Below are 11,553 nucleotides of genomic sequence, written 5' to 3' on the forward strand. Positions count from 1 at the left end.
CAAGGTGCCCGCCGCGTCCCCTCGCTCTCGGCTCCGGGCCGCGCGGCAAGGAGATATATTGCCAGCCCTCCCCCCGGGGCGCAAGGGGGAATCCGGGGCTCCATAGTTCCTACACAATTTAGAGCTCGCGTTTGGGGTGCATCCCTCTTCCCCTATTCATCTATGCAGCTCTTGAACTGGGAAAATGCATGCACCCCATAAACGCATCCTTATATCTTGCTAGCTCAGGTCCTCTCCGTTTGAAGCGATCACCCTTCTATATCAATCGAAAGATCTCTTCTTTGAGCGCCTCCGCGTGCCATTACCCTCGTCATCCAAGTTGACGTAGATAAAGCCGTAACGCTTGCTCATCTGGCCTGTTGCCACCGACACCGGGCCGATCGGGCCCCAGCATGTATAGCCCATGAGGTCGACGCCGTCCTCCTCAACCGCATCTTTCATAGCCTTTAGATGCGCGCGCAGATACTCAAAACGGTAATCATCCTCTATATAAGTTGCCTCATGAGCTAATCCACAGCACTTGGCGCCCTCTTTCATATGAAAGCGGTGGTAAAAGAGCCCGACAACTCGTTCCAGTGTTTGCCGTTCTATATAGGTATATAGATGGGTTCCTCGCGATCCGCACCGATACATCGCCTTACTTAGGTTCTGTAGTCATAGCAATGTGAGATTCGCCCGGGTTTTGTGCAGATCGGTTTTGCGATCCGCCCGTCTTTTATGCGGAATCGCGCCGGATTCTGCGCAATAGAAGGGTGGGCGAACCGCGCTTTGCGTTGCGACCATGGGTGCGCGGGGGTCGCCCGCGGCGTCGGCTGACAGGGGGCAGCCGCTCGGGCTGGATCGAGGTGAGCGTCCGCAAGTCGCATCGGCCGCCGACTCCCAAGGCGAGCTCTGGGGGCGCAACATCGCCGGACAACAGACCGCGGGAACGTGCCCAGCAGCGCCACGTCCACTTGATAGCAAAACGGGGTGCCCGAAGACACCCCGTTGCAGTTCCCCAAAGGGATGCATGAAGCCGTAGCGGCCTTACGCCTCGAGCGCCTTCTTGGCAATGGCGGCGAGCTCGTTGAACGACTCGATGTCTTCGTAGGCCATCTGGGCGAGCATCTTGCGGTCGAGCTCGATGCCGGCAACCTTAAGGCCGTGCATGAACTGGCTGTAGGAGATGTCGTTCAGACGCGCGGCAGCGTTGATGCGCTGGATCCAGAGGCTGCGGATCTCGCGCTTCTTGGTGCGGCGATCGCGATACTGATACTGGAGCGAGTGCTGGACCTGCTCCTTGGCGTGCTTGTAGGTACGCGAAGCGGCACCGTAGTAGCCCTTCGCCATCTTCATAACGGTGCGGTGGTGCTTACGGGCCATAACGCCGCGCTTGACTCGTGCCATGAAAAATCACTCCTAAAAGGTATTGCTCAAAACAGAAAAACGGACGGTTCGCTCTTAGGCGAGGCGCGAGGTAATCACCTTGCGGTCGGCGGCGGAGAGCTCGGTCTCGCTGCGGAAGTTGCGCTTGCGCTTGGTGGTCTTCTTGGTGAGGATGTGGCTCTTGAACGCCTTGGCGCGCATAATCTTGCCGGAGCCGGTGACGCGGAAGCGCTTCTTGGTGCCGCTGTGGGACTTCATCTTAGGCATGGGGTACTCCTTATCGCTGACAGAACAGGCAAACCGATGAGACGCTAGGCGCTCTGCTCGGATGCATCCTTGGACTTCTCCTTCGACGGCTTCTCGTCGAAGGCACCCTTGATGGGGGCGATGGTCATGATCATGTTGCGGCCCTCGAGCTTGGGCTGCGACTCGACGGTGGCGTAGGGCTTAAGGTCCTCCGCCAGGCGATCGAGCACGTTCATGCCCTGCTCGGGATGAGCCATCTCGCGGCCGCGGAACATGATGGTGATCTTGACGCGCGCGCCCTTCTTGAGGAAGCGCAGCACGTGGCCCTTCTTGGTCTCGTAATCGCCCACGTCGATCTTGGGACGGAACTTCATCTCCTTGACCTCGACGCGGGACTGGTTCTTACGAGCCTGCTTGGCCTTCATGGCCTGCTGGTACTTGAACTTGCCGTAGTCCATGACGCGGCAGACCGGGGGATCGGCGTTGGGCGCGATCTCGACGAGGTCGAGACCCTGCTCATCGGCGACACGCTGCGCATCGCGGATGCCGAAGAGACCGAGCTGCGAACCGTCTACACCGATGAGACGGCAGCGCGTCGCGGTGATCTCGTCGTTGATGCGCGTGTCATCGTGCTTAGCTATTTTTGGTACCTCCCTTTTGTGTACGCTCGCTAACGAAAAAACCCGGAAACCAAAGGGCATCCGGGCATCACGTCGTACGCTACGGTGCCAAGCCAGCCGGCAGGACACGTGCAAACCATGTTGTGATAACCAGACAGCTACCCTCGGGCGCCGCAAGGTGGGGGCGCTTGACCCCGCTTCGTCAGGCACCGCATACGCAGTGTGGGATGCATGATAGCACAAGCGCGCGCGGGTGCGGGTCGTTCACGGGATAATCATGAGGAGGCCTGCGGATTGCAGCGGTGCGGACGATACCGGTCGGGCGAACGTGAGAAAAACGCACCCGTCCCCCTTTTCTCACCGACCGCTCCCCGAAGTTTTGCCGCCGCCCGTCCGGTCGGCTCAAACCGCCCCTTAGAATACGAACTTGTGCGCGCTCAACCACCCTTCGCGTCGCAGCGCGCCGGAAAGGAGGGCCGCTATGGGCCTTCGCTCTATGATTCGGAGTCTCTTGGGACGTTCCGGCGGTAGCCGCCGAGCGCGCCGACAGGGCCGCACCTTGGTCTCGGCGCCAGCAGCGCCACGTGTGGCCGAGATTGCGCCGGGCTATCCCGCCTCGGATTGGGAGGAGCTTCCCGCCTACCTCCCGGTCGACCCCGTCGAGCATCGGCATGCCGTCATCATCGCAACGGCCATCGCCGCGGCGGACCGCCCCGAGAGCTCCTTCTCGGTCAAGCGCGTATCCATCGCGAACCCCGAGTACCGCCGCGTGGCGTGCATCGCCACGGCGCTTGGAGCGGGAGCGCTCCCAGAGAGCTCCTTTGTGGTCAAGCACATCTATCGTGAGAAAGCTTAGGAGGAACCCCATGCTGCGCAAGTTCAAGATCTCGATCGACGGCACGTCCTACCTCGTGGAGATGGAGGAGATCGGCGCCCCCGCGGCGACCCCTGCCGATGCCGTGGCGCCCGCTGCTCCCGCTCCCGCGGCTGCCCCCGCTCCCGCGGCACCCGCTCCGGCACCCGCCGCCGCGCCCGCCCCTGTGGCCCCGGCTCCCGCGCCCGCACCGGCCGGCGCGCACGTGCAGACCGCGCCCATGCCCGGCAAGATCGTCGACATCAAGGTCAACGTGGGCGACCCCGTTAAGGTCAACCAGCCCGTCCTCATCCTCGAGGCCATGAAGATGGAGTCCGAGATCGTGGCGGAGCAGGACGGCGTCATCGCCTCCATCAACGTCGCTAAGGGCGACATGGTAAACCCGGGCGACGCGCTCTTCTCGCTCTCGTAGCCGAGCACCGGCGTGCCGACCGCCCCTAAGGCGCCCAGCCACCGCACCTGCGCACTCCCCTCGACCGCCCGACGGACGCCTCCGCCGGCGGCGCGACAGAAAGGTTTCCACCGTGGAGATATTAATAGAAGGCGTCGTGGCCCTCGTTGCAGAGCCCGGACGCATCGCCATGATGCTCATCGGCGCGGTGCTCATGTACCTCGGCATCAAGAAGCAGTACGAGCCCACGCTCCTCGTGCCCATGGGTCTTGGCACCATCCTCGTGAACATCCCCGGCTCCGGCGTGCTCGCCACCGGCGGCCAGCCCGGACCCTTCCAGATCCTCTTTGACGCCGGCATCGAGACGGAGCTCTTCCCGCTTCTGCTCTTTATCGGCATCGGGGCGATGATCGACTTCGGTCCGCTCCTCTCTAACCCGTTCTTGCTGCTCTTTGGCGCCGCCGCGCAGTTTGGTATCTTCTTTGTGATCATCGTGGCGAGCCTGCTCGGCTTTGACATCAACGACGCCGCCTCGGCCGGCATCATCGCCGCAGCCGACGGCCCGACCTCGATCTTTGTGGCCAACTCGCTCGGGTCGAAGTACATGGGCGCCATCATGGTCGCCGCCTACTCCTACATGGCACTCGTGCCCATCATCCAGCCCATCGCCGTCAAGGCCGTGACCACCAAGCGCGAGCGCCGCATCCGCATGACCTACAACCCGCGGGCGGTCTCCAAGACGGCCAAGATTCTCTTCCCCGTGATCATCTGCATCATCGCCGGCCTCATCGCGCCCGACTCGCTGCCGCTCGTGGGCTTCCTCATGTTCGGCAACCTGCTGCGCGAGTGCGGCGTGCTCGAGAGCCTCTCGCTCACCGCACAGAACGAGCTCGTGAATCTCATCTCGATCCTTCTGGGCCTCTGCGTCTCGGTAAAGATGGAGTACCACGACTTCCTGCAGGTCGACACGCTCATCATCATGGCGCTCGGCCTCCTCGGCTTTGTGATGGACTCCGTGGGCGGCGTGCTCTTTGCCAAGTTCCTCAACCTCTTCCGCAAGGAGAAGATCAACCCCATGATCGGTGCGGCGGGCATCTCGGCCTTCCCCATGAGCTCACGCGTGATCCAGAAGCTCGCCACCGAGGAGGACCCGCAGAACTTCATCCTCATGCAGGCGGCGGGCGCCAACGTGGCCGGGCAGATCGCCTCGGTGGTGGCCGGCGGCCTCGTGCTCGGCCTCCTGCTCTAGAAGGGAGCGACGCTCATGCCTTTTGACCTCGCAAACCTCGAGATTGCCGTCCAGATCCTCGGACTCGGCTGGGGCGGCATCTTTATCGTGATGTTCATCATCTACCTCGTCTCGCTCGCGCTCGGGCGCATCTTCCCGCCGAGCGAGGACGAATAGGTTAGACCCGAGAGGGGTGAGACCCGTATGACCCGCAAGATCCACTTTATGGAGACCATCCTGCGCGATGGCCAGCAGAGCCAGATTGCCACGCGCATGCCTATCGAGGACATGCTGCCGGTGCTCGAGGACCTCGACGCCGCCGGCTACCATGCGCTCGAGGTGTGGGGCGGCGCCACCTTTGACGCCTGCCTGCGCTACCTTAACGAGGACCCGTGGGAGCGGCTGCGCACCATCCGCGCGCATGTGAAGCACACCAAGCTCCAGATGCTGCTCCGCGGCCAGAACCTCTTGGGGTACCACAACTACCCCGACGACGTGGTGGCCGCCTTCGTCAAGAAGTCGGTTGAGAACGGCATTGACGTGCTGCGCATCTTTGACGCGCTCAACGACACCCGCAACCTCACCACCTCGATCCGCGCGGCCAAGGAGGCCGGCGGCGAGGTGCAGGCTGCCATCTCGTACACCACGAGTGACGTGCACACCGTGCGCTACTTTGTCTCGCTCGCCGTGGAGATGGAGCGCGCCGGGGCCGACTCGATCTGCATCAAGGACATGGCGGGCGTCCTCACGCCCGATGTGGCTACCGAGCTCGTGGGCGAGATCAAGGCCGCCTGCAGCCTGCCGCTCCAGGTGCACACGCACGGCACGGCGGGCATCGCCCAGATGACCTACCTCAAGGCCGTCGAGGCCGGCGCTGACATCATCGACACCTGCCTCTCCCCCTTTGCCGAGGGCACCTCGCAGCCGGCCACGGAGTCGATGGCAATCGCGCTCGAGGCGCTCGGCTACGAGACCGGGCTCGATATCGACCGGCTGGAACGCGTGGCCGAGCACTTCGTGCCCGTGCGCGACCGCTTCCTCGCCGAGGGCGTCCTAAACCCCAAGGTGCTGTCCGTGGAGCCCAAGGCGCTCCTCTACAAGGTACCGGGCGGCATGCTCTCCAACCTCATCAACCAGCTGCACGATCTTGGGCTCGACGACAAGTACGACGAGGTGCTCGCCGAGGTGCCGCGCGTGCGCGCCGAGCTTGGCTACCCGCCGCTCGTGACGCCGCTCTCGCAGATGGTGGGCACGCAGGCCCTCATGAACGTGGTGACGGGTGAGCGCTACAAGGTGGTCTCGAACGAGATCCGCGACTACGTGCGCGGCATGTACGGCCGCCCGCCGGTAAAGATCAGCCGCGCGATCCGCGAGCAGATCATCGGCGAGGAGGAGCCCATCACCTGCCGCCCGGCCGACCTCATCCTGCCCGAGCTGGGAACCCTGCGGAAAGAGATTTCCTGCTATGCGCGCTCTGAGGAGGATGTGCTCAGCTACGCGCTCTTTCCCGAGCAGGCGCGCGACTTCCTCGGCCGGCGCGAGGACCCGTTCTACGACGTACCTGTGCAGGAGGTCACCGTCTCGGTGGACGTGGCGTAGCGGGCGCCCGCTGGACCTTTTACCGGCAGTTCTTACGCAACAGAGTGCGGCAACGGCGGGACCACGTCTCCGCTGTTGCCGCACTTTGTTGCGTAAGGACCTGTTTGAGCCGCCTTAGGCGATCATCTGCGGCAGCCGTGCAAAACGAGGCGCGCGGACCGCCGCAGGCAAGCCCGCGCACCCTTCGCTATACCACCGTCACGCGGCCGGCGTTGCCCACGATGGCCTTGGCCTCCGCAATGAGCGGGATGGAGCGGGCGTTCACGCGGGCGGGAATCTCGGCACGCATGGTCTGGCCGTCGCGTTGCTCGATAAAGAGCTCCACCCGGTCGCCGCCGGGGTTGGTGGCAAAGAGCGCCGCGAGGCGCGACATGTTGCCCTGGCTAAAGCGCGCGCTCGGCACCATCACCTCAAAGACCTTGGGCTTGTTGGCCTCGTCGTTGAGCTCGAGCGGCAGCACCTCCTGCGCGATGATCTGATCGCCGCGGTCGCTTCGCTCAAGCTTGCCGCGCACGCGGATGAACGCGTCGGAGAGCACGGCGCCCGTCTCGGGGTCGGTCTCGCCGTAAAGGAAGCTCTCGCACTCCTTGTAGACCTTGGGGAACATGACGATGGTCGCCTCGCCCTCCATGTCCTCCAGGCGCACGATCGCCATGGGATCGCCCTTCTTGGTGACGCGCTTGCCCACCTCGGACACCATGCCGGCAAACCAGTAGGGCTTGCCCTCGGCGATGGGCTTGTTGATGGTGCCGCCGCCGGGCGCCGCGACTTCCACACCGGTCTCGATCTGGGCGAGCGTGTACTCGCGGGCCTTGCCGAGCGCGTACTCGTAAGGGCGCAGCGGGTGGTCGGAGACGTAGATGCCGAGCACCTCGCGCTCGGCCGAGAGCTTGACGTAGCGGTCCCACTCCTGGCCATCGGGCTCGGGTACGCTGACCTCAAAGCCGGAGCCCTCCACATCGCCAAAGAGGTCAAAGAACGAGACCTGGCCGCTTGCGCGGTCCTTCTGGCGGCGTGCCGCAGCGTCGACGATGTTCTCGGGGTTGGCCTTGTCTACAAAGCTCATGAGCTGGCGGCGCGGGTAGCCCGACGAGTCGAAGGCGCCTGCCTTGATGAGCGCCTCGATTACGCGGCGGTTGGCCTGGCTCGAGTCCACGCGGTCGACGAAGTCGTGCAGGTTCTTGTAGGGGCCGCCCTGCTCGCGCTCGCGGATGATGGCCTCGGCCACGCCCTCGCCCACGCCGCGGATGCCCGCGAGACCAAAGCGGATGCCCTCGGGCACGGCCGTGAACTCGGTACCCGACTCGTTGACGTCTGGCGGGAGCACGGCGATGCCGTCGTGGCGGCAGGCCGAGATGTAGTGCACGATCTTATCGGTCTTGCCCGTATAGGAGGTGAGCACGGCCGCCATGTACTCGTTGGGGTAATGGGCCTTGAGCCAGGCGGTCTGCATAACGAGGATGGCGTAGCCGGCGGAGTGCGACTTGTTGAACGCGTAGGACGCGAACTCGAGCACGTCGTCCCAGATGCGCTGGGCGGTCTCGCGCTTGTAGTCGTTGCGCTCGGCGCCGTTCATCCAGTGGTCGTAGATGGTCTCCTCGCGGCCGTCCTCCCAGCTGAACACCTGCTCGGTGAGCATCTTGATCTTCTTTTTGGCCACGGGCTTGCGGATACGGCTGTCCGACTCGCCCTTGGAGAAGCCGCACATCTCGACCGAGATGTTCATAACCTGCTCCTGGTAGACCATGGTGCCGTAGGTCTCGCCGAGGATGTCGTCGAGGCGCGGGTCGTACGAGACGGCGGGCTCCTTGCCGTTCATACGGTTGATGTAGCTCGTGACCATGCCGGCGCCCAGCGGGCCGGGGCGGTAGAGGGCGATAAGAGCGACCACGTGCTTGTACTCGGTGGGCTTCATGTTCTTGATCGTGGCCGTCATGCCGGCGGACTCGATCTGAAAGACGCCCGCGGTGTGGCCGGTCTGCATGAGCTTGAAGATCGCCGGGTCGTCAAAGGGGATGGCGTCGACGTCGATGTCGATGCCGGTGCTCGCCTTGATGTTGGCTTTGGCCTTGGAGATGACGGTGAGCGTGCGCAGGCCCAGGAAGTCCATCTTGAGCAGGCCCATGTCGGCCACCGTGTGGCCTTCGTACTGGGTGATCTCGACGCCGCCCTTGGTGTCGAGCTTGGTGGGCACGTGCTCGTTGACCGGGTCGCGGCAGATGAGGACGGCGCAGGCGTGCACGCCCTCGCCACGCGTGAGGCCCTCGATGGAGAGCGCCGCGTCGATGATGCGACGGGAGTCGTCGTCGGTCCGGTAGGCGTCGGCAAAGTCGGGGTTGAAGTTCTCCTCGTGCCCCTCCTGGCGCTCGAGTACCTGGCGGAGCTTGACCTTGGGGTCGCTCGAGATCATCTTGGAGAGCCGCTGGCCCACGTAAACCGGGTAGTCGAGCACGCGCGCCGCATCGTTGATGGCCTGCTTAGCCTTGATGGTAGAGTAGGTGATGACGTGCGTGACCTTCTCGGAACCGTAGAGCTGACGGACGTGCTCGATTACCTCGAGCCGCCGCTCATCATCGAAGTCCATATCGATATCAGGCATCTCGGTACGCTCGGGCGAGAGGAATCGCTCGAACATGAGGCCGTTCTCGAGCGGGTCGAAGGTGGTGATGTCCATGGCGTAGGCCACGATGGCGCCTGCGGCCGAGCCACGGCCCGGGCCGACGCCGATGCCGTGCTGCTTGGCCCAGCGCACGTACTCGGCCACGATGAGGAAGTACGCGGCAAAACCCTTGTCGCAGATGACCTTATACTCAAACTCAAAGCGCTCCTTGACGGAGACGCCTCCCACCTCTTTGGTCTCCCAGTCGGGCCCGTAGCGCTTGGCCAGACCCTCCTCGCACTCGCGGCGGAACTGGCTCTCGTGCGTCTCGCCGGGATCGAGCAGCGGGTAGCGCGGGAGGATGATCTTGCCCCACTCGAGCTGCACGTTGCACTTTTCGGCAATCTCGAGCGTGTTGTCGCAGGCCTCGGGACAGTAGGGAAAGAGCGCGCGCATCTCGTCCTCGGACTTCATGTAGAACTCCGAGCCCGTCATGCGGATGCGGTTGGGGTCGTCGACCTTGGAGTTGGTGCCGATGCACATCATGATGTCCTGCACCGGGGCGTCATCGCGCGTGAGGTAGTGGAAGTCGTTGGTGGCGATGACCTTGACGCCGATCTGACGGGCGATCTCGATGAGCTTGCGGTCGAGCTCCTCGTCGGTGAGGCCGCTGTCGGTGGTAAGGCCGTGCTCCTGGATCTCGATGTAGAAGTCGCCCGGGGCAAAGGTGTCGCGAAAGGTCTCGGCCCACCTGAGGGCGCCCTCCATGTCGCCGTGGTCGATGCAGCGCGGAATGATGCCCGACAGGCACGCCGAGCAGCAGATGAGGCCCTCGGCATGCTTTTGGAGGCTCGGGAGGGTGACGCGCGGCTTGTAGTAGAAACCGTTGACGGCCGCGTCGGAGACGACCTTCATGAGGTTGATGTAGCCGGTTTCGTTCTTGGCCAGAAGGATGAGGTGGTAGAGCTCGGGCTTGCGGTCGCGCGCAAGGGTCTCGTCGGGTGTGAAGTAGACCTCGCAGCCAAAAATGGGCTTGATAACCGGAGCGGGCTTGACGGCGTCGAGCGAGCCGCACTCGTCCCATGCCGCGCGGTCGCGCTCCCACTGGGCGCGGGCGCGCTCGTCCGACGGGGCCTCGCCGAAGTCGCCCTCGGCAAAGGTTGTGCGGTCGTGCTTCCACTGCTTGAAGTCGGGCGCGCCGTTGTTGACGGCGTCGCACGCGAGACCGAGCTCGGGGATGCCGTACATGTAGCCGTGATCGGTAAGGGCAACGGCCGGCATGCCGAGCTCGACCGCGCGCTTGACCATGTCGTCTACGCGGGTGGCACCGTCGAGCATGGAGTATTCGGAGTGGTTGTGCAGGTGAACAAAGGCCACGGATGCTCTCCTCGTCTGATGCGCTCAGAAATCGCTTCTCTTGCTTGGAACCAGATTCTACCGCACGGTGCGGACCCCAATGGGGGCGCGCGAAGCCGCCACACCTTGTTCGATTGCGGGCGGTTGCCCTCACCCGCCGACGGGGTCAAGGCCGGCCTGCCTGGCCCCAGCTTCGGACAGTCCTGGGCTCGCTCGGAGGCGTCACCGGTGCCTCCGGTTCGTGCGGAACTCGCTGGGACCAGGCGGGCCGATCCCGACCTCGTCGGCTGCTGTTGCCTACGGCTGCAGCAACTCGAGCAGGACGGGACTTCGCGCTGGGAGGGAAGGATGTTGGACGGGTGCCGGTGATGTGCGGGGCACTTGGTTCTAGCGGGCTTGGCGGCCCTGTCGCCTCGCCGGGCTTTGCCCGGCTTGGCGCTCTCGCGCTGCGGCTTCGCGCAGGAAGAGGGGTTGCTAAAAATGCCCGCAACATACGGATAGCCGGCCTATGCAGATGCCGAGAGGGTTCGACCACGGGCGCCACCGTTTGGGAATGTCAGCTGCGCTGCTCGAGAGTGATATTCACAAACTTGCATATTTACGCGTATATATTCAGACAAAGAGGCCGGGGAGCACCACTTGCCCCCGGCCTCTGTTGCAACAGCCATGTTTGGCCAAAGGGCTAGTCCTCTTCGCTCTCCAGCTGCTCCAGGAGCGGGTTTTGGCCATGGTGGTTCTGGCGATCTTTCTTGGCTTGGCGAACGATGGCCTTGAGCGTCTGGTCGGCGCGGCGCTCGGCGCGCTTCTCGTAGCGGCGCAGGCGGAAGTTGGCAAAGAGCCCGCGCTCGGGCGCGGGGTTCACGAACTTCTCGCGGTACGTGAGCGTAAGACCGTCCTCGCCACGCGGTTCTACCTGATAGCGAATGGTATTGCTGCCGGAATCGTAGGCAAAGTGCACCTCATAGACCTCCGGGTAGCGATACTTGCGAATCTTGACGTTCATGGTGACGTTGGACTTGCGGACCTGCGAGGAGCGCTTCTGGTACTTGAGCCCGGCGAGCTTATTGCGGCTCACGCGCTTGCCCGTCGCGCGCTGCACGTCATCAATGATGGAACGCTCAATCTGGTCGAAGAACTCCTCCGGCGTGACATCCAGCTCCCGCGTGAACTCCATGCTCGAAACTCCTCAAATTCCGCCGCCCACCCGGACGGTCCCCATGCACACGGCCTCTATTCTACCCAGAGAGCACCCCACCAACCGCCGCCCTACACCCG

Annotated in this window: 10 protein-coding genes and 1 pseudogene; 5 read left to right on the top strand and 6 right to left on the bottom strand. The window is 63.8% G+C overall.

The genetic code is table 11. From position 1 onward, the window contains the following. Positions 1–261 precede the first annotated feature (261 nt). The 4 genes and pseudogenes from B5G20_RS09190 to infC all read right to left on the bottom strand — a co-directional run. Positions 262–504 (bottom strand): annotated as a pseudogene (locus tag B5G20_RS09190) (family 1 glycosylhydrolase); the annotation flags it as partial. A 522-nt stretch (positions 505–1,026) separates the two neighbouring features. After that, on the bottom strand, positions 1,027–1,386 hold the full coding sequence (gene rplT, locus B5G20_RS09195) for a 50S ribosomal protein L20 (RefSeq protein ID WP_087356618.1): 360 nt from the start codon (positions 1,384–1,386) through the stop codon (positions 1,027–1,029). Positions 1,387–1,440: 54 nt separating this feature from the next. Beyond that, on the bottom strand, positions 1,441–1,632 hold the full coding sequence (rpmI, locus tag B5G20_RS09200) for a 50S ribosomal protein L35 (protein WP_087356619.1): 192 nt from the start codon (positions 1,630–1,632) through the stop codon (positions 1,441–1,443). Between the two features lie 44 nt (positions 1,633–1,676). Continuing rightward, on the bottom strand, positions 1,677–2,312 hold the full coding sequence (gene infC / locus B5G20_RS09205) for a translation initiation factor IF-3 (RefSeq protein ID WP_087356620.1): 636 nt from the start codon (positions 2,310–2,312) through the stop codon (positions 1,677–1,679). A 505-nt stretch (positions 2,313–2,817) separates the two neighbouring features. On the opposite strand from infC, the gene B5G20_RS09210 reads away from it, so the two are divergent. The 5 genes from B5G20_RS09210 (at position 2,818) to B5G20_RS09225 (ending at position 6,323) form a co-directional block, all read left to right on the top strand. Next, complete coding sequence (locus tag B5G20_RS09210; RefSeq protein WP_239286960.1) at positions 2,818–3,087, top strand: hypothetical protein; 270 nt, start codon at positions 2,818–2,820, stop codon at positions 3,085–3,087. Between the two features lie 10 nt (positions 3,088–3,097). Continuing rightward, entirely contained in the window at positions 3,098–3,517 is a 420-nt protein-coding gene (locus B5G20_RS09215; protein ID WP_087356621.1) for a biotin/lipoyl-containing protein, read from the top strand. A 136-nt stretch (positions 3,518–3,653) separates the two neighbouring features. Further along, on the top strand, positions 3,654–4,745 hold the full coding sequence (locus tag B5G20_RS09220) for a sodium ion-translocating decarboxylase subunit beta (RefSeq protein ID WP_239286961.1): 1,092 nt from the start codon (positions 3,654–3,656) through the stop codon (positions 4,743–4,745). A 15-nt stretch (positions 4,746–4,760) separates the two neighbouring features. Continuing rightward, positions 4,761–4,901 (top strand): OadG-related small transporter subunit, encoded by a 141-nt coding sequence (locus B5G20_RS10490; protein WP_204207754.1) that lies wholly within the window; start codon positions 4,761–4,763, stop codon positions 4,899–4,901. A gap of 27 nt (positions 4,902–4,928) precedes the next feature. Next, positions 4,929–6,323, top strand: a complete 1,395-nt coding sequence (locus B5G20_RS09225; protein ID WP_087356623.1) for an oxaloacetate decarboxylase subunit alpha — start codon at positions 4,929–4,931, stop codon at positions 6,321–6,323. Between the two features lie 187 nt (positions 6,324–6,510). Here the strand turns inward: B5G20_RS09225 and dnaE are convergent, their stop codons facing one another. After that, positions 6,511–10,299, bottom strand: a complete 3,789-nt coding sequence (gene dnaE / locus B5G20_RS09230) for a DNA polymerase III subunit alpha (protein ID WP_087356624.1) — start codon at positions 10,297–10,299, stop codon at positions 6,511–6,513. 661 nt (positions 10,300–10,960) lie between these two features. Then, positions 10,961–11,452 carry a DUF3284 domain-containing protein gene (locus B5G20_RS09235; RefSeq protein WP_087356625.1) on the bottom strand — a complete coding sequence of 164 codons (492 nt, stop codon included), beginning with the start codon at positions 11,450–11,452 and terminating at the stop codon, positions 10,961–10,963. Between the last annotated feature and the right edge of the window lie 101 nt (positions 11,453–11,553).

Origin of the sequence: Collinsella sp. An7, from assembly GCF_002159335.1 — a bacterium.
Classification (GTDB): domain Bacteria; phylum Actinomycetota; class Coriobacteriia; order Coriobacteriales; family Coriobacteriaceae; genus Coprousia.